Annotated in this window: 15 protein-coding genes and 1 tRNA gene; 2 read left to right on the top strand and 14 right to left on the bottom strand. The window is 66.8% G+C overall.

The window, feature by feature from the left end:
• Positions 1–3: 3 nt before the first annotated feature.
• Positions 4–2,136 (bottom strand): LamG-like jellyroll fold domain-containing protein, encoded by a 2,133-nt coding sequence (locus ACAM54_RS03260; protein WP_369649813.1) that lies wholly within the window; start codon positions 2,134–2,136, stop codon positions 4–6.
• Positions 2,137–2,408: 272 nt separating this feature from the next.
• On the opposite strand from ACAM54_RS03260, the gene ACAM54_RS03255 reads away from it, so the two are divergent.
• Positions 2,409–3,809, top strand: coding sequence for a hypothetical protein (locus tag ACAM54_RS03255; RefSeq protein ID WP_369649812.1), 1,401 nt, complete (start codon positions 2,409–2,411; stop codon positions 3,807–3,809).
• Here ACAM54_RS03255 and ACAM54_RS03250 read toward each other — a convergent pair.
• From ACAM54_RS03250 to ACAM54_RS03240, 3 genes are read right to left on the bottom strand one after another with little or no spacing between them, the layout of a single operon-like run.
• Positions 3,797–4,909 (bottom strand): mechanosensitive ion channel family protein, encoded by a 1,113-nt coding sequence (locus tag ACAM54_RS03250; RefSeq protein ID WP_369649811.1) that lies wholly within the window; start codon positions 4,907–4,909, stop codon positions 3,797–3,799. The genes ACAM54_RS03255 and ACAM54_RS03250 overlap by 13 nt on opposite strands.
• Before the next feature lie 36 nt (positions 4,910–4,945).
• Positions 4,946–5,329, bottom strand: coding sequence for a DUF427 domain-containing protein (locus ACAM54_RS03245; RefSeq protein ID WP_369649810.1), 384 nt, complete (start codon positions 5,327–5,329; stop codon positions 4,946–4,948).
• A complete protein-coding gene (locus ACAM54_RS03240) occupies positions 5,326–6,015 on the bottom strand; it encodes a dienelactone hydrolase family protein (protein ID WP_145742351.1) in 690 nt (229 codons plus the stop codon). Before ACAM54_RS03240 ends, ACAM54_RS03245 begins: the two co-directional genes overlap by 4 nt.
• A 226-nt stretch (positions 6,016–6,241) precedes the next feature.
• On the opposite strand from ACAM54_RS03240, the gene ACAM54_RS03235 reads away from it, so the two are divergent.
• Positions 6,242–6,733: an SRPBCC family protein gene (locus tag ACAM54_RS03235; RefSeq protein ID WP_369649809.1), complete on the top strand. Its 492-nt coding sequence runs from the start codon at positions 6,242–6,244 to the stop codon at positions 6,731–6,733.
• Between the two features lie 47 nt (positions 6,734–6,780).
• On the opposite strand, the gene ACAM54_RS03230 is transcribed toward ACAM54_RS03235, so the two are convergent.
• From ACAM54_RS03230 to rplL, 10 genes are all read right to left on the bottom strand, one after another.
• Positions 6,781–8,088: a methyl-accepting chemotaxis protein gene (locus ACAM54_RS03230; RefSeq protein ID WP_369649808.1), complete on the bottom strand. Its 1,308-nt coding sequence runs from the start codon at positions 8,086–8,088 to the stop codon at positions 6,781–6,783.
• Between the two features lie 196 nt (positions 8,089–8,284).
• Positions 8,285–8,360 (bottom strand) — tRNA-Phe (locus ACAM54_RS03225).
• 18 nt (positions 8,361–8,378) lie between these two features.
• Positions 8,379–9,080: a response regulator gene (locus ACAM54_RS03220; protein ID WP_025569418.1), complete on the bottom strand. Its 702-nt coding sequence runs from the start codon at positions 9,078–9,080 to the stop codon at positions 8,379–8,381.
• Between the two features lie 91 nt (positions 9,081–9,171).
• Positions 9,172–11,502 (bottom strand): ATP-binding protein, encoded by a 2,331-nt coding sequence (locus ACAM54_RS03215; RefSeq protein ID WP_025569417.1) that lies wholly within the window; start codon positions 11,500–11,502, stop codon positions 9,172–9,174.
• The gene (locus tag ACAM54_RS03210; protein ID WP_025569416.1) at positions 11,499–12,146 is read right to left on the bottom strand and encodes a DUF4390 domain-containing protein; all 648 of its coding nucleotides are present in this window, start codon (positions 12,144–12,146) and stop codon (positions 11,499–11,501) included. The genes ACAM54_RS03215 and ACAM54_RS03210 overlap by 4 nt, the downstream gene beginning before the upstream one ends.
• Positions 12,127–13,455, bottom strand: a complete 1,329-nt coding sequence (rsmB, locus tag ACAM54_RS03205; protein ID WP_209502728.1) for a 16S rRNA (cytosine(967)-C(5))-methyltransferase RsmB — start codon at positions 13,453–13,455, stop codon at positions 12,127–12,129. Before rsmB ends, ACAM54_RS03210 begins: the two co-directional genes overlap by 20 nt.
• 141 nt (positions 13,456–13,596) lie before the next feature.
• Complete coding sequence (locus ACAM54_RS03200; RefSeq protein WP_025569414.1) at positions 13,597–14,199, bottom strand: LemA family protein; 603 nt, start codon at positions 14,197–14,199, stop codon at positions 13,597–13,599.
• Between the two features lie 102 nt (positions 14,200–14,301).
• A complete protein-coding gene (gene rpoC / locus ACAM54_RS03195) occupies positions 14,302–18,531 on the bottom strand; it encodes a DNA-directed RNA polymerase subunit beta' (protein ID WP_369649807.1) in 4,230 nt (1,409 codons plus the stop codon).
• A 21-nt stretch (positions 18,532–18,552) separates the two neighbouring features.
• Positions 18,553–22,677, bottom strand: coding sequence for a DNA-directed RNA polymerase subunit beta (gene rpoB, locus ACAM54_RS03190; RefSeq protein WP_025569412.1), 4,125 nt, complete (start codon positions 22,675–22,677; stop codon positions 18,553–18,555).
• 254 nt (positions 22,678–22,931) lie between these two features.
• Positions 22,932–23,309 (bottom strand): 50S ribosomal protein L7/L12, encoded by a 378-nt coding sequence (gene rplL, locus ACAM54_RS03185; protein ID WP_012745750.1) that lies wholly within the window; start codon positions 23,307–23,309, stop codon positions 22,932–22,934.
• Position 23,310 lies beyond the last annotated feature (1 nt).

Raw genomic sequence — 23,310 nt, 5'->3', positions numbered from 1 at the left:
GCCCTAGGCCAGCGCCGCAACCTCCGCGGCGCCCAGCGCGCCATGGTAGATGCGGAGATCGCCGAGGCGCCCGCGCAGCGGCGGATCGTTCGGATACTGCGAACGCCCGAGCAGGTTCTTCGTCGTCTCGCCGAGTTCGCAGGGCGCGAAGCTCATCTGCGCATTGCTGCCGGCCACCGCGCCGTCGACGTACAGCGTGCCGAGCGTGCCGGACAGGGTCACCGCCACATGCACCCAGCGGCCGGTCGGCAGCGGCGACGTGCCTTCGATCATCTGCATGTTGTAGCCGTGGACCGGCGAGATGGCGTAGCGCACCTTGCCGGTATCGCTGCGCGGCGTGAGCATCATGTAGCGGCGCTCGCCGGAGCCGAAGTCGAAGACGCGCGACCAGGTCGGGATCTCGTCCAGGAACACGCGGCATGCGATGGTGAAGTCGGCCAGGTTCTTCACCACGCCCACGGGGAGCTCGGCGTAGTCGTCGGCCGCCTGCGTTTCGCCGAAGTCGCGCTGCAGCAGCAGTTCGGGCTTGAGGGCGACCCTGACCTCGTCGGAGGGGTTGCCCTCTCCGGCCGCGGTCAGCGCCACCACCGCGTAGTGGTACACCACCCCGGGCGCGACGGTGCTGTCGATGAAGGTCAGCGTATCGCTGATGCCCGCGGCTACCGTGGCATACGGACCGCCCGCCATGGTGGCGCGCTTGACCGAATAGCTCAGCGCGCCGGTGCAGCCCCACCACGACAGCTCGACCTGCGGTCCGTGCACGCGCGCGGTGAGCCCGCTCGGCCGCACCGGCGTCGCGATCGGATCGCGTGTGTAGGTGAGCGTTCCGAAGCCGAGCTGGTCGCCGTTGTTGCCGTCCAGCTCGGGCCGCATCTGCTCGGCCTGCAGCGCGGTGTAGGGCGTGGCGATGCCGAGGCGGTTGGCATAGTGGTTGTGGACGCTTTCCCAGATGCCGCGCCGGTGGCCGAGGCCGTCCCCCAGCACGGTCTTCGTTCCCTGGCGATTGGCGCTGGTGAGAAAGGGCACGGCGTAGAAGTCGCCGGTGCCGTCGCGCAGGTTGGACTTGGCCACGTACTCGGCGCCGGCAAGGAAGCGGTTGTTCTCGTAGCCGTAGATGTCGTCGCCCTGGTTCCAGGCCATCTCGCAGAACGCGCCCGCCAGGCCGATGCCCAGCGTGCAGTGGCCCTGGTCGCGGCCGCTTTCCTGCCATTGGCCGAGATAGCCGGGATGCACGTGGTAGACCGCCTGCAGGCCCGCGCCGTTGCCCTGGCCCGTCTTGTAGTAGCTGATCGCCTCCTCGTACAGGTCGAGCCGGTCGCACAGCACGCCGATCGCCAGGATCGAGCCCAGCGCGCACTGGTCCCAGTTGGCCCAGTAGTTGGTGATCACCGCACCGTTGTGCCTGGTGAGGAAGTCGTGGCTGAGCGGATAGAACACCGTGAGCATCATGTTCTGGAAGCGCGCGAAATCGCTGGCCGCCCACCCCGGATAGGAGCGCATGATCTCGGCCGCGTTCGCGAACTGCTGGCCGTAGATGCCCGCCGCCAGGAAGCGGTCGGCATTGCCCTGGATCGAGGTCAGCGTGGCCGACCACTCGTTGAGGAACACGACCGCGAGGTCGGCATAGCGCGTGTCCTCGGACACCTTCCAGCGCAGCGCGAGCTGGTAGGCGCGCGCGATGTCGATGTACATCTGCGCGAAGTTCTGCCCGTCGCCGCCGCGTATCACCGTGGCCAGCGGCCGCGGCTTGGCGCCGAGCTGCGAACGGCCGTTGGACGTGAGCGCGTTCCAGCCGGCGACCCAGGGCTGCGCATTGGCCGCGACCTTCTGGCGCATGCGCTCGAAGTCGGCCTCGGTGTGCAGCAGGCCGGGGTGCACGAACTTGCGCGCCTGCGGTGCGGGAGGGGCCGCGTCGGGCGCAGCGGGTGCGTCGGGCGCGGCTGGCGGGGCGGCCGCCGGGGCCGATGCGTCCGCCTGCGGCGCACTGCCCAGCGCGCCGAGGCCGCCCGCCACACCGCCGCCACCGCCACCTCCTCCGCAGGCGGTGGTGCCGAGGGCGGCGAGGCTCACGGCGCCCACGCAGAACGCGCGACGGTCCAGGGGATTGGTGTTGTTTTCGCTTTGTGACTGATGCATGTCGGGATCGAGTTTTGTTAACTCGTTACCGCAACATGCATGCCCGATCCGCGGATGAATCCTTTCCTATTCGCCGCCTGATCGAACACGGGCGACGAAACGCCGTGAACGCGCCAGAAGCCCTGCCCCGGATGACATTGGTGTCACCCGGAGCATCGATGCGCTCAGAAATGTCACGCCGACGACCACATGCGCTTCGATGACGTAGAGTGGGCCAGCGAAGTTCGCTCCCCAGGGCAACCAACGATCTTTCAGCATTGAAGTACGTTCGAATGGATTTGCAGCCGCATCACCTCGACGCGCTTCTCCTGGCTGCCTTGCGCACCGCTCCGCGCAGGTACCGCCTGCCGCCCCTGGCGGCCGACGCCGAGGCGGCCGTGGCCGGCGGCACCGAAGCCACGATCGCCTTTGCGATCGAGGTTGCGCGCATCGAGAAGGCATCGCCCGCGGCGCCAGCCGGCGACGACGGTGCGCAGGCGCTCTTCACCCGCGCGCTGGCGCAGTTGATCCGCGACGCGCTCGCGCCCGAATACGGCGACCCGGCGTTCAAGGCCGCGATGCTGCAAGCGCAGGACGCGCAGGTGCATGAACATGTGCAGCTGTCCAGGCAGCGCGCGGCGGATCGGCGCACCCTGAGGATGGCGGTCGATGCCATCGCGCACCCCGGCAAGCTGCGGCGCGAGGCGGCCGGCGCCGTGCGCGACGCGCTGGTCCGGCTGCACGGCCTTGCAGCAGCGGGCGCTTGGGCGGAGCTTGCAGAGGCCATCGGGCAGCTGCTCGCACAGGAACTCCCGGGCCCCGACAACTTTCGCGCGCCGTTGGATGCGATCCGCTCCAGCCCCGCACTGCAGCGATTGGTCCGCGGCAGCGAGCTGCTCCGGCTCGAGCGCGTGCAGCGCTACCAGGCGCTGTGCGAACAGCGCGGACCGCTCGCGGGCAGCGATGCCGCGGCCGCCGAAGGGCGCGCATCGGCGCAGCAGGGCCGGATCGCCGAGCAGGCCGCTGTCGAGGCGTTTCGCAGCATCGCCGACATGCTGAACCGCCATTGCCGGGAAGCCGACTCCACCTACCGCGTCGCACGCGGTCTTCGCACGCCGCGCGGATTTCCGGGAGAAGCGGGCAAGGCCAAGGAAGAATGGGACGCCGCCATCGTGCGCGGCGAAGCGGGTGGCGCCAGCCTCGTTCTTCTTGCCGAAACCAAGGCATCGCCGGCCGCCGCCACGTCCGACTTTCCGCGCCTGCTGCGCGGGCTGCGGCGCCTTGCGCAGGCCCGTGCCGACGCGGTCTACGCCTTTGCATCGGCCGACGGAGAGCAGCGCATCGCCGGCGCATCGCTGCAGGGCCTGCGCCCGATCCGCCGCCTGCTGCCGCCCCACGTGATCTATTGCTGCTCGGCACCGTCCGAAGCCTTGCCGCAGCCGCTGGGCGCCGCAGCGAAGGCCGTGCTGCTCGCCGAGCCCGCGAGCCTGGCCTTCGCGCAGCAGCTCGCGCGCGGCGAAGCGCCAACGCACGCCGCGCTGGCTCCGGTCTGGCACGCGCTGGCCACGGCACCGCGGCTGCAGGCCGCATTGCACCAGTACGAAACCGCGCAGAAGGCACGCGCGGCCATGCTGCATCCGGACGACCTGCTGGCGTCGGTGGCGCACTGCCTGCAGCGTCCCTACGCCTCCTGAGCGGCCAGTTCCTTCGCCACCGCGCGCCGGCCCTCGGGCGACAGCACATGCAGGGATCGCGCCGGAATCGCGAACTCCACGCCCAGGCGAGCGAACTCGCGCATCATCTGCAGGTTGAGACGCTGCTGCTCGTCCATGTAGAGCCCGTAGTCCGGCGTGGTCACGAAGTACACCACCTCGAAGTCGAGCGAGCTTTCGCCGAAGGCCTGGAAGTGCACACGGTCCAGCCGCAGCGACGGCCGCGACTCGATCAACCGCCTCACGATGCCCGGTATGGCCTCCAGCTGTTCGGGTGTGCTGCGGTAGCTCACGCCAAACTTGAAGGCAATGCGGCGCTCGTCCATGCGGCGATAGTTCTTCACGGTCTGCTTGAGCAGGTCGGTGTTGCCGATCACGATCTGCTCGCCGCTCAGGCTGCGCAGCCGCGTGGTCTTGAGGCCCACGTGCTGCACCGTGCCCGAGAGATCGCCGATGCCGATCGCATCGCCCACCTCGAACGGCTTGTCGACCGCAATGGAGAGGGAGGCGAACAGGTCGCCCAGGATGTTCTGCATCGCAAGCGCGATCGCAATGCCGCCCACGCCAAGGCTGGCCACGAAGGCGGTGATGTTGACGCCCAGGTTCGACAGCACCGCCAGCAGGATCACCGCCCACAGCACGGTGCGCATCGACCACGACATCAGCATGGCCGACGCGCTGATCTGCGTCATGCTCGCGGAGGAGTGGCGCTGCTCGTAGCGGCGCAGCCCGAAGCCGATGGCCCGGGTGAACCACAGGCCCGCCTGCAGCGCGAGGGCAATGAACCACAGCTGTCCGACGCGCTGGTTCCAGCGCTCGGGCAGGTCGAGCATGCCCACGCCGACCAGCAGCGCGGCCAGCACCAGGAACGCGCGGTTGGTGCCGGCCAGCACCTCGACCACCGTGTCGTCGACGCGATTGCTGGTGTGCTGGGCGAGGCTGCGCACACGCCCGATCACGTAGCGCAGCACCAGCCGCATCGCCAGGTAGGCGGCAAGGGCTGCGGCCGCTGCAAGCGCCAGGTCGGGCACGGCCAGCCCCAGGAGCGTTGCATCGGCCAGCGTGTCGAGCGCTTCACTCATGCGCGGGCAACCTTCTTCTTCATGCGTTGCGGCGCGTCAGCTCTTCGGGCGGACATGGATTTCCGGCAGCCTGTCGTCATAGAAGGCCATGCGGCCCTTCAGCGCCTGGTGCTCGTCGTATGGATCCTCATAGGACCAGATCGCGTCGGCCAGCTGCCGCTCGCCCACGTTCAGGCTGTAGTAGCTCGCGGTGCCCTTGAACGGGCATTCGGTCGTGGTCTGCGAACGCTTCAATTTGTCGGTGCGGACGTCGGTGCGCGGAAAGTAGTAGCGCACCGGCGACTTGTCTTCGACAACCTTGATCACGTCCGCCGAGCTCGCGACGACCACGCCTTCGACCTCGGCCTCCATCGGCTGGCGAAGCGGCTCTTCGCGCACCTGGTGGTCGGGCCATTTCTGGTGCCTGGGTGATTTGCTCATTTCTTCGTACTCCTGGAGGGATCGAGATGGTCCCGAAACCAGTCGCGCGCCAGCTTCGACACCGCGCCCAGCGCTTCGGGTTCCTCGAAAAGATGCGTTGCACCGGGCACGAGCGAAAGCCGCTTCTCGCCGCGCAGCGCCGCAAGGGCTTGCCAGTTCATATCGATCACCGGCCCGTCGTTGCCGCCGACGATCAGCAGCGTGGGTGCGCGCACGCGCTCGAGCGCCTGCCCGGCCAGGTCGGGCCGTCCGCCGCGCGAAACCACGGCGTGCACCGCGTCGGGCCGCTGCGCCGCCGCCACCAGCGCGGCACCGGCGCCGGTGCTCGCGCCGAAGTAGCCGATCCTCAGACCCGCGGCGGGCTCGCAGTCGCCCAGCCAGTCGGTCAGCCCGACGAGCCGGTCGGCCAGCATGTCGATGTCGAAGCGCAGCTCACGCGTGCGCTCGTCGATGGCCTCTTCGTCGGAGGTCAGGAGGTCGACAAGCAGCGTGGCCAGCTTGGCCTCGTTGAGGCTCTCAGCGACCTGTCGGTTGCGCGGACTGAAGCGGCTGCTGCCGCTGCCGTGCGCAAACAGCACGATCCCGCGCGAGGCCGCCGGCAGGCACAGGTCAGCCTCCAGCGTCACGGAAGAGCGCAGCGGAATTCGGAGCGCGCGGCGCTCGAAGGTTCTGGATGGGGGGTCCAATTTTTTGGCTTCCTTTGCACGAGGCGCTTCATCTCATCTGCTCGGCCTCGCCATCGGTCAGCTTATTTTTTTGCAGCGCTTCTTCTGTAGGGCGATGCTCACATTGGCGTAGGTGGAGTGCAGCGTTGCATATTGAAAGAAAACTGCACTGCGGGTGGGTCCATGGCGCCGAGTGCTCATGGTGCGGAGCTCTCCATGCCAATATCAGCTGGCACGGAGGTCATCCATGAAAGTCGAGATCACGAAAGCACCTGTCGCACAAACGGAGATGCTCATCCGCAAGCCTGTCGCAGAGGTGTTCGGGGCGTTCATCGATCCCCGTGTGACAACCAACTTCTGGTTCACCCAAAGCAGCGGCCGGCTCGAGACCGGTCATGAGGTCAGATGGGACTGGGAGATGTATGGAGCATCCACGTCGTTGCTCGTGAAAGACATCGAACCCGACAAGCGCATCGTGATCGAGTGGGACGGGTACAGCGGCCGCACAACGGTCGAATGGAAGTTCTCCGCACGCGCAGATGGAACGACTTATGTCGTCATCACGGAGTCTGGCTGGACGGGCGATGCAGACGAACTCTTCAAGTACGTTGCCGAGTCGACTCAAGGCTTCACCTGGACGCTTGCAGGGCTCAAGGCGTTTCTCGAGCACGGCATCAGGCTGAATCTTGTCGCGGACAAGAACCCCGATGCGCACAAGGCTGGCTGGCAGCCGGCCTGACCGTTCGTTGCCGCCCGCGGCCGGCGCGCACGCACGCACGCACGGGCTTAGAAGGTCTCCCAGTCTCCGCTGGCAGCGGATGCTCCCGCAATGGCCGCCGCCGGTTTGCGCTGCGTTGCGGCGGCAAGGGCACGCCGAGCCGGCTGCACCGGCTGCACGACACGCGCCTGGACGGGTGCGGGCCTGGGCGGCGCGGCGGCGAGTCCGTCCTCTTCATCGTCGTCGAGCTTGAAGGTTGCGACCACCTGCGAGAGGCTGTCGGCCTGCTGCTGCAGCGACTGGGCCGCGGCCGCCGCCTCCTCGACCAGCGCCGCGTTCTGCTGCGTCACCTGGTCCATCTGCGCAATCGCCTGGTTCACCTGCTCGATGCCCTGCGCCTGTTCATGGCTCGCGGCCGTGATCTCGCCGATGATGTCGGTCACGCGCTTGACGCCGCTCACGATCTCTTCCATCGTCTTGCCGGCCTCGCCGACGAGCGCGCTGCCCACGTCGACCTTGCCCACCGAATCGTCGATCAGGCCCTTGATTTCCTTGGCCGCCGCAGCCGAGCGCTGTGCAAGGCTCCTCACTTCCGACGCGACGACTGCGAAGCCGCGGCCCTGCTCGCCTGCACGCGCGGCTTCCACTGCGGCGTTCAGCGCCAGGATGTTGGTCTGGAACGCGATGCCGTCGATCACGCCGATGATGTCGACGATCTTCCTGGACGAGGCATTGATCGACGCCATGGTGTCGACCACCTGCCCCACGACACTGCCACCCTTGACCGCCACTTCGGAAGCCGAGAGCGCGAGCTGGTTGGCCTGGCGAGCGTTGTCGGCGTTCTGCTTGACGGTGCTCGTGAGCTCTTCCATCGAGGCCGCGGTCTGCTCGAGCGAACTCGCTTGCTCCTCGGTGCGCGAGGACAGCTCCTGGTTGCCGGCTGCGATCTGCCCGGATGCCACCACGATCGAATCGGTCGACGCCTTGATGCGCGTCACCACGTCCGTCAGCGTATCTTCCATCTCGCCCATGCCGCGCAGCAGCCGCCCGAAATCGCCGCCGCGCTCGGTCTCGAATTCCTTGCTGAGGTCGCCCGAGGCCACGGTCTCGGCAATGAAGATCGCCTCGCCAAGGGGCTGCATGATGCTGCGCGCAAGCCAGACGCTGCAGCCGACGCCGGCCAGCAGCGCGGCGAGCCCGAAGCCGGCCATGAGCTTCTGTGTCGAGCCGATACGCCGTGCCAGTTCCGGGGCGACGCCGCTGCCGGCGGCGATGTCCTGAAGGCCCGCGATGCCGATCACGAGCCCCGTCGCCATCAACAGCAACACGATCCCGAACGCCGCGCCCAGCTGGGCACTGATCTTCCAATTGCGCATGTGCTTTTCCATGACGGCCGCCGACGCGGGGCCAGTTGCCAGGGATATCGGCAGTGCTGTGCGGAAACTTGAGGGTTCGGACCCAGGCGTAAACCCGGGGTTTCGAAAAACTGAGGCGCTTCGGAATGCAAAAAGCCCCAAGCTGTTGATTTGCTTGGGGCTTTTTGGGGTTGCGCCTTTGAGAGACGCAGGAATTTGGTGGCCTGGGGCGGAATCGAACCACCGACACGCGGATTTTCAATCCGCTGCTCTACCAACTGAGCTACCGGGCCTTGGTGTGCAGCCTTAAATTATACAGCGCTTCTGCGCCCTCTCGAAAGATCGACGCCAAGTTGTTTGAGCTTGCGGTAGAGATGGGTGCGTTCCAGGCCGGTCTTCTCGGCCACGCGGGTCATCGAGCCGTTCTCCATGGCCAGATGGAATTCGAAGTAGGCCTTCTCGAAGCCGTCGCGCGCGTCGCGCAGCGGGCGGTCGAGGTCGAAGCTCTGGGTCGACTGCGGTCCGGCGTCGGGCACCGGCACGGCGGCGAGCGAAGCCAGCAGCAGGCTGTCGCCGGTGGTGGTGATGGCAGCCGAGGGATTGATGCCCGGGGCCGGGGGCACCACGCCCGCCGCCGCGCGCCTGGCGTTTTCGCGCGCAAGGCCCTGCTCCACGGCCTTCAGGAGCTTCTGCAGCGTGATGGGTTTCTCGAGGAATGCGAAGGCACCGATGCGGGTGGCATCGACGGCGGTGTCGATGGTGGCGTGGCCGCTCATCATGATGACGGGCATGCTCAGCAGCCCGGCAGTGGACCATTCCTTGAGCAGCGTGACGCCGTCGGTGTCGGGCATCCAGATGTCGAGCAGCACGAGGTCGGGCCGTGCGCGCTGCCGCGCTGCGCGTGCCTCGGCCGCGTTTTCCGCCAACTCCACGTTGTGGCCTTCGTCATTGAGAATTTCGAAGAGCAGGTCCCTAATGCCCAGCTCGTCATCGACCACGAGAATGTTTGCCATGAGTGCTGCTTGTTGTATGCGCCGGTATCTGCAATGTGTGTAGGGTCCGCCAGCCGCCCCATCGTCTGTGCGCGACGGGTTTCTTTCACGCTCAGGCGGCGGAAGACTTCGGATCTTCGGTGTGAGCGACCGCTGTTTGCGGCTCGCCTGCCAGCGCGAATGATAGCGAGACTTGCGCCCCTGCTACAGCCCCATCGACAACGCGGTTGGAAAGCTCGATGCGGGCGCCGTGCTCGTCCGCGATCTTCTTGACCACGGCCAGTCCCAAACCTGTACCTTTTGTTTTCGTGGTGACGTAGGGCTCGAAGGCGCGCTTGAGGATGTTCTCGGCAAAGCCCGGGCCGCTGTCCTGCACGGTCAGGCGCACGCGCTGGCCCGAATCGCCCAGGCGGGTGCGGATGACGACCTCGCCGGCGCGGCCGGTGGTGCTGGCGGCGGCCTCGGCGGCGTCTTGGGCGTTCTGCAGCAGGTTGTGGATGACCTGGCGGATCTGCTGGGCGTCGCCGCGGATCGGCGGGCAGCGCTCGTCCAGCTCGGAGCGCAGCGCAATGGGCGCGTTCTCGGCGCTGTAGAGCTGGAGCACGTCGGTGAGCAGCGCGTTGAGGTCGACGGGCTTGAGGTCGGCCGCGGGCAGGCGGGCGTAGTCGCGGAATTCGTTGACCAGCCGCTTCATGGCGTCGACCTGGTCGACGATGGTCTTGACCGACTTGACGAGCACGGCCTGCTCGGGCGGCGCGACCTTGCCCGAGAGCTTCATTTCGAGCCGCTCGGCCGAGAGCTGGATGGGCGTGAGCGGGTTCTTGATCTCGTGGGCGAGGCGGCGCGCCACTTCGCCCCAGGCCTGGGCGCGCTGGGCAGAGACGATTTCGGAGATGTCGTCGAACACCAGCAGCCGCGCGGCCCCCGGCAGCTCGGCGCCGCGCGCCACGATGTTGATGGCGCTGTCCTGCTGCGGCAGGTCGGTGCCGCTGGCATGCAGCTCGAAGGCGTGCTGCCAGTGGTCCAGGCCGTGCTGCATGCGCTCGACCTGGAACTCGTCGAACTGCTGCTGAACGCTGTTGCCGAAGTCCGCGAGCCCGGGCACCTGGGCGAGCGGCATGCCTTCGTAGGCGGCCAAAGGCGCGCGCAGCACGCGGGTGGCGCCGGGGTTGGTGGAAAGTATGGTGCCCTTGGCGTCGAGCACGATCACGCCGGAGGTCAGGTTGTCCAGGATGGTCTGCAGGTTGGCGCGGGCGGCGTCGAGCTGGCCCATGGTCTTTTCGACGGCGCCGCGGGCATCCGCCAGTTGCTGGGTCATGACGGCGAAGGAGCGCGTGAGGCCGCCCAGCTCGTCCTTGCCCTGCAGCACGGCGGTCGGCCGCAGGTCGCCGCCGGCCACCTGGCGCACGCCGTCCGCCAGCACGAGCAGCGGCCGCGCGAGCTGGTTGCCGAACAGCACGGCCAGCAGCACGGCGCCGAACACGGCCAGGAAAAGGCTCAGCGTGAGGGTGCCGATGTACATGCGCCGCAGGCCCTCGCGGGCCAGTGCCCGCTCCTGGTATTCGCGGTTGGCCTCCTGGACGGCGAGCGCATTGGCAACCACCGCGGGCGGCAGCGGCTGCGTGACCTGGAGGAAGCGCGGCGCCGTGTCGAAGTCGAAGCCCGGTCGCTGCACCATCGCGAGTGCGCGCACAGTGGCGGGAGGCAGGGTGGTCCCCGGCACCGCGGTTTCGTCGAGGCCTTCGATGTGGGCGATGGCGCGGTCGGCGCGCACCTGCCGCAGCTGCTGGGTGGTCGGCCGCTCGGGGTTGAGCTGGAAGCGCGAGGCGCCGGCGCCGGCGACCAGCTGGCCAGTGCCGGTCCAGAGCACCACGTCGCTGGCCTGGAGCTGGTCACGGATGCGCTCGAGGACGAGGCCGGCGCTCGCATCGGGCACCTGCACCAGCTGGGCACTGGCCACGCGCGTCTTGGCGGCCAGGTCGTCCGCGAGCGAGTCGAGCGTGGCGCGGCCGAGGTTCAGGCCGGCGTCGAGCGCGCCCTCCACCTTGACGTCGAACCAGCTCTCGATCGAACGCGCGACGAACTGGTAGGACACCACGTAGACCAGCGCGCCCGGCACCACGCCCACCAGCGCGAAGATGGCCGCGAGCTTGATGAGCAGGCGGCTGCCGAACTTGCCCTGGCGCAGCCGCCGCAGCAGCCGGAAGGCGACCCAGCCGATCACCAGCACCAGCAGCACCGCCACCACCACGTTGATGCCGAACAGGCGCACGTAGTAGCGCTCGTACAGCGCGCGGTTGTTGGTGGCCTGGGCCAGCAGGAACATCAGCACCAGGCCGATGGCCGTGACCAGCGCGGCGCCCACGCCCACGGCCCAGCGCAGCGCGCGCGCGCGGCGGGCGGCGGGCGTGGCCGCTGCGCCGCTGCGCGGCTTGTTGCTCACCGCTGCTTCTCCAGCGCCAGCTTGGCGCTGCGCTCGGCCACGATGTTCCAGTCGGCCTGGCCGACCACGCCGATCTGGAACGGGCGCGGCAGCTGCGAGGTGTCGAGCCGGAAGCGGAACACGACCTGGTGCAGCGGCTCGTCGCCCACTTCGGCCACGTCGCCCAGCCGCAGCCGGCCGACGCGCTTGACGGCGTCCATGGCGTCGGCCAGGCTGTCGAAGTTCTGGTTCAGCGAAACGCCGAATCCCGCGGCGCCGGTGATGGGCACCGGCGACACGTTGAGCCGCCAGCGGCGCGTGAGCGGCTGGTAGGCCAGCCGCATGTGGCGCGTGACCTGCGCCACCTTGCGGTCGGTCCAGTACCAGCGCTCCTGGAAGACCTCGGCCTCGGCCACGAAATAGATGGCAATGCCCTTGTCGAGCACCTCCTCGACCAGCGAGGGCAGCTCGAACTGCACGGCCGCGGTGAGATAGACGCCGTCGTCGGCCTGCTCCAGCCGCATCTGGGTGACCGATGGCACGACGCGCCCCTGCGCCACCGCAATCGGCAGCAGGCAGGTCAGCAGCAATGCCCAGGCCAGCAGGAGCCCGGCCAGCGGCGCCAGGACGCGCCGCCTGCGAGCCTCAGCGCGGACGTTTTTCAAGCAGGGCGTAGAAGAAGCCGTCGTGGTCACCTGAGGGATTGTCCGGGACGGCGCGGGCATTCGCCCCGCTTTGGGGAAGCAAATGGCCCGGCGATGCCCCCAATCGGGCGTCGGTGTTGTGCGCAAGGAACGCATCGATTTGTTGCGAGCCCTCTTCCCGGAAGACGGAACAGGTGCAATAGAGCAGCCGGCCGCCGGGCCGGACCAGGGGCCAGAGGGCCGCGAGCAGCGCCGCCTGCTGGACCGCCAGTTGGGCGGTGTCGCTCTCGCGGCGCAGCCAGCGCACGTCGGGATGGCGCCGCACGATGCCCGAGGCGGTGCACGGCGCATCGAGCAGGATGGCGTCGAATGGCGTGCCGTCCCACCAGGCGGACGGCCGCGCGGCGTCGGCCACCAGCACCCTGGCGGACAGGCCGAGCCGGCCCAGGGTTTCGTCGATGCGGCGGCTGCGGGCGGCATCGACCTCGAGCGCCGTCACCTCGACGGCCGCCGGGCCGGCGAATTCCAGCAGGTGCGCGGTCTTGCCGCCGGGGGCGGCGCAGGCATCGAGCACGCGCAGGGGTGCCGCTCCGGCCGCGGGCAGCAGGCCTTCGAGCAGCAGTGGCGCCGCCAGCTGCGCGGCGGCATCCTGCACCGAGCATTCGCCGTCGGCAAAGCCGGGCAGCTGCTGCACCGGGCGCGCACGCGCCAGCTGCAGGCCCGCCTGCCCTACCCGGACGGCCTCGAGGCCCACTGCCTGGAGCGCGAGCTGATAGGAAGCCACGGTGGTCTTGCGCAGGTTGACGCGCAGGGTCATCGGCGGCTGCGCGTTGTCGGCGGCGAGCACCCGCTGCCAGTCGCGCGGGTGGTCGCGCTTGAGCCGCTCGATCCACCAGCGCGGATGGTTCCACTGCGCGACCGGTTCATGGTCGGTCGCGGCCACGAGCTCGTCGCGCTCGCGCAGGAAGCGGCGCAGGCAGGCATTGATGAAGCTCGCCTGCGCGCGCGTGGCGGGATTGCGCTTGGCCGCCTCGACGGCCTGGTCGACCAGCGTGAAGGGCTCGTAGGGCGCGTGCTGCGCATCCCAGGCCAGCGCCAATGCGGTGCACAGGAGCGCGTCGGGCAGCGGCGGCGGCGTGCGCTTGGCCAAGTGGCGGCGCAAGGCCTCGGCGCGGCCGAGCCAACGCAGCACCTGGAAACCGAGCGCCTGCACGCCGGGGCGCATGGCGGGCTCGACGGCTTCGAACGCGACGTTGCCCGAGCTGCCGGCGCGAATCGACGCGAGCGCCGCCGCAGTCAGCTGCAGCTGGCGCCATAGCGGCGGTTGCATCGGCGGCGCGGTGCCGGCGGAATGATCGGAAGATAGTTCTGACAAGTTGGGGCGATGGTAATGGGCGTCAACGGGCGCGCCGCAGGCGCGGCGCCCCGCGAGCGTACGAAGAAAAAATGCAGCGCCGGCGTCCGGGCGGCTTCAAAGCAACGGCGCGGCCGGACGCAAACGCACCATCCATGCCACCAGCAGCGCCGGAAACTGGACGATGGCGGCGTTGTACTGCCCCACCGCCAGGTTGAACTGGCTGCGTGCGATTTCCGCGGCGGCCGAAGGCTCGGGCCAGGCCATGGGTTCGAGCGTGCCGGACGCCGCACCGGCGCCGGCCGGCAGCAGCGGCGCCGGCCGCGAGAGCGTTCCGTCCGCCTCGAAGACCGTCACCGCGTCCGGATGCTGGCGCTGCCAGGCCGTGATCAGCACCTGCAGCGCCGTGGCCAGCGCGGCCATGCCGCCGGGGTCGAGCGGATGCAGCCGGGTGGCGCCCAGCAGGGTCGCCAGCTGGGTGGTGGCGGCCTGCAGCGGCGCCACGGCCGACGAATGGCTGGACGCAGCCTTTTCCGGCAGGGCGGCCGTGATGCTGGCCTGGACGAAATCCAGCTGCTTCCGCAAGGCCGCATCGAGCGTGGCATAGGCCTGGAGCACGGCCGCGCGCAGACGCACGAGCCGGTTGTAAGCGCCCACGAACCAGAACAGGAGCACGGCAATGACGATCCAGCCGACCATCGAATCGGGCAACACGCTCATCGGCAAAAACGCTTCGCAATAGACAACTCAAAGAAAAACGCCCCCCAACCGGGGGCGGTCGGGGGGCGTCGGATACCGGTCATGGCCGGTGATGCTACCCAGTTATTCGGACGCGGCGCCTTCGCTGGCGTCGGCCGTGGTGGAAACATCGCTGGTCGCACCGGCCAGTTCGGCGGCTTCGGATTCGGCGATGGCGCGGCGCTCGGCCTCGTCCATCTGATCCTTGGCCTTGCGCGCCTGGTGGTAGGCCATGCCGGTGCCCGCGGGAATCAGGCGGCCGACGATGACGTTTTCCTTCAGGCCGCGCAGCTCGTCGCGCTTGCCCATGATCGCGGCTTCGGTCAGCACGCGCGTCGTTTCCTGGAACGAAGCGGCAGAGATGAACGAGTCGGTCGACAGCGATGCCTTCGTGATACCCAGCAGCAGGTTGGTGAACGTCGCGGGGATCTTGCCTTCGGCGCGCAGGGCGTCGTTGGTGTTGAGCATTTCGCTGCGTTCGACCTGTTCGCCCGAGATGTAGCTGGTCTCGCCGATGTTGTCGACCACGACGCGGCGCAGCATCTGGCGAACGATCACCTCGATGTGCTTGTCGTTGATCTTCACGCCCTGCAGGCGGTACACGTCCTGCACTTCGTCCACGATATAGCGCGCGAGCTCTTCCGAACCCAGCAGGCGCAGGATGTCCTGCGGGTCCGCCGGGCCGTCGACCACGCTTTCGCCCTTGTTCACCACCTGGCCTTCGTGCACCAGGATGTTCTTTTCCTTCGGCACGAGGTCTTCCCAGACCGTGCCTTCCGGATCGGTGATCTGCAGGCGGATCTTGCCCTTCGTTTCCTTGCCGAACGACACGGTACCGGTCATTTCGGCCAGCATGCCCTTGTCCTTCGGCGAACGGGCTTCGAACAGCTCGGCCACGCGCGGCAGACCGCCGGTGATGTCGCGGGTCTTCTGGCCTTCGACCGGAATACGCGCCAGCACTTCGCCGGGGCCCACGTCCTGGCCGTCGCGCACCTGCACCAGGGCGCCGATCGGGAAGCCGATCGTCACCGAGTGGTCGGTGCCCGGGATCTTCACTTCGGCGCCGGAGGCGTCGATGAGCTTCACCTGCGGACGCACGACCTTGGCGGCGCCGCGGCGCTTCGGATCGATCACGACCAGGGTCGACAGGCCGGTCACTTCGTCCACCTGCTTGGCGACGGTGAGGCCTTCTTCCACGTTCTCGAACTGCGTCTTGCCGGCGAATTCCGTGATGATCGGGCGCGTCAGCGGATCCCAGTTGGCAAGCACGTGGCCGGCCTTGATCTGCTGGTCGGCCTTGACCGCCAGGATCGCGCCGTACGGCACCTTGTGGCGTTCGCGCTCGCGGCCGTGTTCGTCATGGATGACGATCTCGCCCGAACGTGCAATCACCACCAGCTCGTTCTTGCTGTTGGTCACGTAGCGCATCGTGGCGTTGAAGCCGATCACGCCGTTGGACTTGGCTTCGACGCTCGAGGCCACCGCTGCACGCGATGCCGCACCACCGATGTGGAAGGTACGCATCGTGAGCTGCGTGCCGGGTTCGCCGATGGACTGCGCAGCGATCACACCGACGGCTTCGCCGATGTTGATCAGGCCGCCGCGGCCCAGGTCGCGCCCGTAGCAGGTCGCGCAGATGCCGAAGCGGGTTTCGCAGGTCAGCGCGGTACGCACCTTGACCTCGTCGACGCCTTGCGCCTCGAGCTCTTCGATGTTGTCCTCGTCGAACATCTCGCCGGCCTTCAGCAGCACCGAGCGGTTTTCCGGGTGCAGCACGTCGTCGGCAGCCGAACGGCCCAGGATACGGTCGCGCAGCGACTCGATCACTTCACCGCCTTCGACGATGGCGCGCATCAGGTAGCCGCCGTGCGTGCCGCAGTCCTGCTCGGTCACGACCAGGTCTTGCGTCACGTCGACCAGACGACGGGTCAGGTAGCCCGAGTTCGCCGTCTTCAGCGCCGTGTCGGCCAGACCCTTTCGGGCACCGTGGGTGGAGATGAAGTACTCCAGCACGTTCAGGCCTTCGCGGAAGTTCGCGGTAATGGGCGTCTCGATGATCGAGCCGTCCGGCTTGGCCATCAGGCCCCGCATGCCGGCCACCTGGCGGATCTGCGCTGCGGAACCGCGGGCGCCGGAGTCGGCCATCATGTAGATGGAGTTGAACGACTCCTGCTCCACTTCCTTGCCGTGGCGGTCGATGACCTTCTGCTTGGACAGCTTGGCCATCATGACCTTCGACACTTCGTCGCCGGCCTTGCCCCAGATGTCCACCACCTTGTTGTAGCGCTCGCCGGAGGTCACGAGACCGGAGACGTACTGCTGCTCGATCTCCTTCACTTCCTTGGCCGAGCGCTCGATGATGCCGTGCTTCTCGGCGGGCACCAGCATGTCGTCGATCGCGATCGAGATGCCGGCCTTGGTCGCCAGGCGGAAGCCGTTCTGCAGCAGCTTGTCGGCGAACACCACGGTCTCTTTCAGGCCGCACTTGCGGAACGAGACGTTGATGAGCTTGGAGATTTCCTTCTTCTTCAGCGCCTTGTTGATGTTCGAGAACGGCAGGCCCTTGGGCAGGATCTCGGACAGCAGCGCGCGGCCCACGGTGGTGTCCACCAGCGACGTGGAAGGCGTGAATTCGCCGGTTTCCTTGTCCTTGGTGTACTCCGTGATGCGCACTGCCACCTTGGCGGTGAGTTCGACTTCGTTGGCGTCGAGCGCGCGCTGCACTTCGCCGATGTCGGAGAAGATCAGGCCCTCGCCCTTGCCGTTGATGCGGTCGCGGGTCGTGTAGTACAGACCCAGCACCACGTCCTGCGAAGGAACGATCGAGGGTTCGCCCGAAGCCGGGAACAGCACGTTGTTGGAGGCCAGCATCAGCGTGCGGGCTTCCATCTGCGCTTCCACCGACAGCGGCACGTGGACGGCCATCTGGTCGCCGTCGAAGTCGGCGTTGAAGGCCGCGCAAACCAGCGGGTGCAGCTGGATCGCCTTGCCTTCGATCAGGATCGGCTCGAACGCCTGGATGCCCAAACGGTGCAGCGTAGGCGCACGGTTCAGCATCACCGGGTGCTCCTTGATCACTTCTTCCAGGATGTCCCAGACCACCGGCGTGCCCGATTCGACTTCCTTCTTCGCAGCCTTGATCGTGGTCGCGATGCCCATGGCTTCGAGGCGCGAGAAGATGAAGGGCTTGAACAGCTCGAGCGCCATCAGCTTCGGCAGGCCGCACTGGTGCAGCTTGAGCGTCGGGCCCACCACGATGACCGAACGGCCCGAGTAGTCGACGCGCTTGCCCAGCAGGTTCTGGCGGAAGCGGCCGCTCTTGCCCTTGATCATGTCGGCCAGCGACTTGAGCGCGCGCTTGTTGGCGCCCGTCATGGCCTTGCCGCGGCGGCCGTTGTCCAGCAGCGAGTCCACAGCCTCCTGCAGCATCCGCTTTTCGTTGCGCGCGATGATTTCCGGAGCCTTGAGCTCCAGCAGGCGGCGCAGGCGCGAATTGCGGTTGATGACGCGGCGGTACAGGTCGTTCAGGTCGGAGGTCGCGAAGCGGCCGCCATCCAGCGGCACCAGCGGACGCAGGTCCGGCGGCAGCACGGGCAGCACGTCGAGCACCATCCACTCGGGCTTGATGCCCGACTTGCGGAAGGCTTCCAGCACCTTCAGGCGCTTGGAGTTCTTCTTGACCTTGACTTCGGAGCCGGTCAGGTCGCCGCGCAGGCGTTCGATCTCGCTGTCGAGCTCGATGCCTTCCAGCAGGTCCTTGATGCCTTCGGCGCCCATCTTGGCGACGAATTCGTCGCCGTATTCCTTGCGCTTCGCGTCGTAGTCATCCTCGGACATGATGCCGAACTTCTTCAGCGGGGTCATGCCGGGGTCGGTGATCACGTAGGCTTCGAAGTACAGCACGCGTTCGATGTCGCGCAGCGTCATGTCGAGCACGAGGCCCAGGCGCGACGGCAGCGACTTCAGGAACCAGATGTGCGCGCAGGGCGCGGCCAGGTCGATGTGGCCCATGCGCTCGCGGCGCACCTTGGTCTGCGTGACTTCGACGCCGCACTTCTCGCAGATCACGCCGCGGTGCTTCAGGCGCTTGTACTTGCCGCACAGGCACTCGTAGTCCTTGATGGGGCCGAAGATCTTGGCGCAGAACAGGCCGTCGCGCTCGGGCTTGAACGTGCGATAGTTGATCGTCTCTGGCTTCTTCACCTCGCCAAAAGACCACGAACGGATCTTCTCGGGCGAAGCCATGCCGATCTTGATGGCATCGAAATGCTCATCGGGCGTGAATTGCTTGAACAGGTCGAGTAGCGATTTCATAAGACTCTTTCCCTTTTCAAATTAAGAACGCTCGAGCTCGATGTCGAGCCCCAGCGAACGAATTTCCTTGACCAGCACGTTGAACGATTCCGGCATGCCGGCTTCGATCGAGTGCTCGCCCTTGACGATGCTTTCGTACACCTTGGTACGGCCTTGCACGTCGTCGGACTTCACGGTCAGCATTTCCTGCAGCACGTAGGCGGCGCCGTAAGCTTCCAGCGCCCACACTTCCATTTCGCCGAAACGCTGGCCGCCGAACTGCGCCTTGCCGCCCAGCGGCTGCTGCGTGACGAGCGAGTACGGGCCGGTCGAACGGGCGTGCATCTTGTCGTCCACCAGGTGGTGCAGCTTCAGGAAGTGCATGTAGCCGACGGTGACGGGACGCTCGAACTGGTCGCCGGTGCGGCCGTCGTACAGGTAGGCCTGCGTGCGCGTCTCGGTCAGGCCCTTGAGCTTGGCGATGTCGTCCGGGTAGGCGAGCTTCAGCATGCCGCGGATTTCCTCTTCCGATGCGCCGTCGAACACCGGCGTGGCGAAGGTGGCACCCGAAGACAGGTTGGCCGCCATTTCGAGCACGTCGGTGTCGCTCAGCAGGCTGAGGTCTTCCTTGCGGCCCGAGCCGTTGTACAGCTGCTCCATGAACTTGCGCAGCTCGGCCACCTTGGCCTCCTGCTGCAGCAGGTCGCCGATGCGGTTGCCGATGCCCTTGCCGGCCCAGCCCAGGTGCACTTCGAGCACCTGGCCCACGTTCATCCGCGAAGGCACGCCCAGCGGGTTCAGGCAGATGTCGCACGGCGTGCCGTCGGCCATGTGGGGCATGTCTTCGACCGGAACGATCTTCGACACCACACCCTTGTTGCCGTGCCGGCCGGCCATCTTGTCGCCGGGTTGCAGGCGGCGCTTGACGGCCAGGTAGACCTTGACCATCTTGAGCACGCCCGCGGGCAGCTCGTCGCCCTGCGTGAGCTTCTTGCGCTTTTCCTCGAACGCGAGGTCGAAGCTGTGGCGCGTCTGCTCCAGCGAGTTCTTGATCGACTCGAGCTGCGTGGCCACTTCGTCGTCCGCCGGGCGGATGTCGAACCAGTGGAACTTCTCGACCGACGACAGGTAGGCCTTGTCGAGCTTGGTGCCCTTGGCCAGCTTGTTCGGGCCGCCGTTGGCCACCTTGCCGGTCAGCAGCTTCTCGATACGGTCGAACGCGTCGGCTTCGACGATGCGAAGCTGGTCGTTCAGGTCGAGCCGGAAGCGCTTGAGCTCGTCGTCGATGATCTGCTGGGCGCGCTTGTCGCGCGTGATGCCTTCGCGGGTGAACACCTGCACGTCGATCACGGTGCCTTGCGAGCCCTGGTCCACGCGCAGCGACGTGTCCTTCACGTCGGAAGCCTTCTCGCCGAAGATGGCGCGAAGCAGCTTCTCTTCAGGCGTCAGCGTGGTCTCGCCCTTCGGCGTGACCTTGCCCACCAGCGTGTCGCCCGGCTGCACTTCGGCACCCACGTAGATGATGCCGGATTCGTCCAGGCGGTTGAGCTGCTGCTCGGCCAGGTTCGGGATGTCGCGCGTGATTTCCTCGGCACCGAGCTTGGTGTCGCGGGCCATCACCACCAGTTCCTCGATGTGAATCGAGGTGTAGCGGTCTTCGGCGACGACGCGTTCCGAGATCAGGATCGAATCTTCGAAGTTGTAGCCGTTCCAGGGCATGAACGCGATCAGCATGTTCTGGCCGAGAGCCAGTTCGCCGAGGTCGGTCGATGCGCCGTCGGCGATCACGTCGCCCTTGGCGATCTTGTCGCCGCGCTTGACGATCGGACGCTGGTGGATGTTGGTGTTCTGGTTCGAACGCTGATACTTGATCAGGTTGTAGATGTCCACGCCGACTTCACCGGCTGCCGCTTCGGCGTCGTTCACGCGCACCACGACACGGGTCGCATCGACGTAGTCGACGATACCGCCGCGGGTGGCCGTGACCACGGTGCCCGAGTCGACCGCGGAGACGCGCTCGATACCGGTACCGACCATCGGCTTCTCGGGACGCAGCACGGGCACGGCCTGGCGCTGCATGTTGGCGCCCATCAGCGCGCGGTTCGCATCGTCGTGCTCGAGGAACGGCACGAGCGAGGCAGCCACCGACACGATCTGCGCGGGCGACACGTCCATGTACTGGATGCGTTCGGCGCCGACCAGGATCGATTCGCCGGCCTCACGCGCCGAAACCAGGTCGCCGGTCAGCTTGCCGTCCTTGTCCAGGGCCGCATTGGCCTGGGCGATGACGTACTTGCCTTCTTCGATGGCCGACAGGTAGTCGATCTCGTTGGTGACCTTGCTGTCGACCACGCGGCGGTACGGCGTCTCGATGAAGCCGTATTCGTTCAGGCGGGCGTACAGGGCCAGCGAGTTGATCAGGCCGATGTTCGGGCCTTCGGGCGTTTCGATCGGGCACACGCGGCCGTAGTGGGTGACGTGCACGTCGCGCACTTCGAAGCCTGCACGTTCGCGCGTCAGACCGCCCGGGCCAAGGGCCGACACGCGGCGCTTGTGGGTGATTTCGGACAGCGGGTTGGTCTGGTCCATGAACTGCGACAGCTGCGAGGCGCCGAAGAATTCCTTCAGCGCGGCCGAGATCGGCTTGCTGTTGATCAGGTCGTGCGGCATCAGCGGCTCTTGCTCCGCCTGACCCAGACGTTCCTTCACGGCCTTCTCGATACGTGCCAGGCCGGTGCGGTACTGGTTTTCGGCCAGTTCGCCGACGCAGCGCACGCGGCGGTTGCCCAGGTGGTCGATGTCGTCGACTTCGCCGTTGCCGTTGCGCAGGTCCACGAGGATCTTGACCACGGCCAGGATGTCTTCGTTGGTCAGCACCATCGGGCCGGTCGATTCGTCGCGGCCGACCTTGGCGTTGAACTTCATGCGGCCCACGCGCGACAGGTCGTACGTGTCCGGGTTGTAGAACAGGCGCTGGAACAGGGCCTGCACCGCGTCTTCCGTCGGCGGCTCGCCGGGGCGCATCATGCGGTAGATGGCCACGCGGGCTGCAAACTCGTCCACCGTCTCGTCGATGCGCAGGGTTTGCGAGATGTACGCGCCCTGGTCCAGTTCGTTCGTGTAGATGACCTGGATGTCCTGCACGCCGGCCGTACGCAGCTTCTTCAGCAGCGCTTCGGTCAGCTCGTCGTTGGCCTTGGCCAGGATTTCGCCGGAGTCGGCGTCGACGATGTTGCGGGCGATGACGCGGCCGACCAGGAAGTCTTCCGGCACGCTGATGTGCGTGGTGCCGCCCTGCTCGAGCTCACGCGTGTGACGCGCGGTGACGCGCTTGTCCTTGGCGACCACGACCTTGCCCGACTTGTCGGTGATGTCGAAGCGCGCGACTTCGCCGCGCAGGCGCTCGGGAACGAATTCCATCTGGGCGCCGCTGTCCATCAGGCGGAAGTTGTCGTTCACGAAGAAGTTCGCGAGGATCGATTCCGGGTTCAGGCCGATGGCCTTCAGCAGGATCGTGACCGGCATCTTGCGGCGGCGGTCAACGCGGAAGTACAGCATGTCCTTCGGGTCGAACTCGAAGTCGAGCCACGAGCCGCGGTAGGGGATCACGCGGGCCGAGAACAGCAGCTTGCCCGAGCTGTGCGTCTTGCCCTTGTCGTGTTCGAAGAACACGCCCGGCGAACGGTGCAGCTGCGAGACGATCACGCGCTCGGTGCCGTTGATGATGAACGAACCCTTTTCGGTCATGAGCGGCACTTCGCCCATGTAGACCTCTTGTTCCTTCACTTCCTTGACCACCTTCGACTGCGAGGTCGACGATTCGCGGTCATAGATGATGAGCTGGACCTTGGCGCGCACGGCCGAGGCGAAGGTCAGGCCGCGGGTCTGGCACTCGCGCACGTCGAAGGCCGGCTTCGCGAGGTTGTACTCGAGGAACTTCATCTCGACAAAACCATTGTGCGAGACGATCGGGAAGGCAGCGTCGAACGCGGCCTGCAGGCCTTCGACGGTGCGTTGTTTGGGAGGAATGCCGGCTTGCAGGAACGCGGTGTACGCGTCTTTCTGCATCTGCAGCAGGTAGGGGATTTCTACGACGCTGTCGCGATTGCCGAAACTTTTTCGGATGCGCTTGCGTTCGGTGTAACTGTACGCGGACGATTGGGCCATGAGAGCTCCGGAGCTTGAGATCTTCAGCGACTTGTCAGCGGTGCCGGGCGAACGGCACCACTGCTTGGCGGCTGGCCACTACCAGCCGTTGGCGGACAGCGATGCGTTGCACATCGCCCGAACCAAGGGGTCTTCTGCAGTCGGGGTCAGAAGACACTCGAAAGCCGTCTTTTTTCCGGTTTTCGGGTGCGCTCTGAAAGCGGCAAAGGCTGGAGGGCCTTTTCAGGCACCTCCAGCCCTCTAGCGGGTCTGAATTACTTCAGTTCCACCTTGGCGCCGGCGTCTTCCAGCTTCTTCTTGGCGGCTTCAGCGTCAGCCTTCGACAGGCCTTCCTTGACAGCCTTGGGAGCGGCTTCCACCAGGTCCTTGGCTTCCTTGAGGCCCAGGCCGGTGATTTCGCGCACGGCCTTGATCGCGGAAACCTTGTTCGCGCCTGCATCCATCAGCATGACGTTGAATTCGGTCTGCTCTTCGGCCACGGCAGCGGCAGCACCACCGCCAGCGCCGGCGGGGGCAGCCATTGCAGCGGCGCTCACGCCGAACTTCTCTTCGATGGCTTTCACCAGGTCGTTGAGTTCCAGGACCGTCATGCTGTCGAGCGCGGTCAGAAATGCGTCTTTATCGAATGCCATT

Origin of the sequence: Variovorax sp. V93 (assembly GCF_041154485.1) — a bacterium.
Lineage (GTDB): Bacteria > Pseudomonadota > Gammaproteobacteria > Burkholderiales > Burkholderiaceae_C > Variovorax > Variovorax beijingensis_A.
Note: the sequence above shows the minus strand (reverse complement) of the source record. Positions and strands in the feature narration are given on the sequence as shown.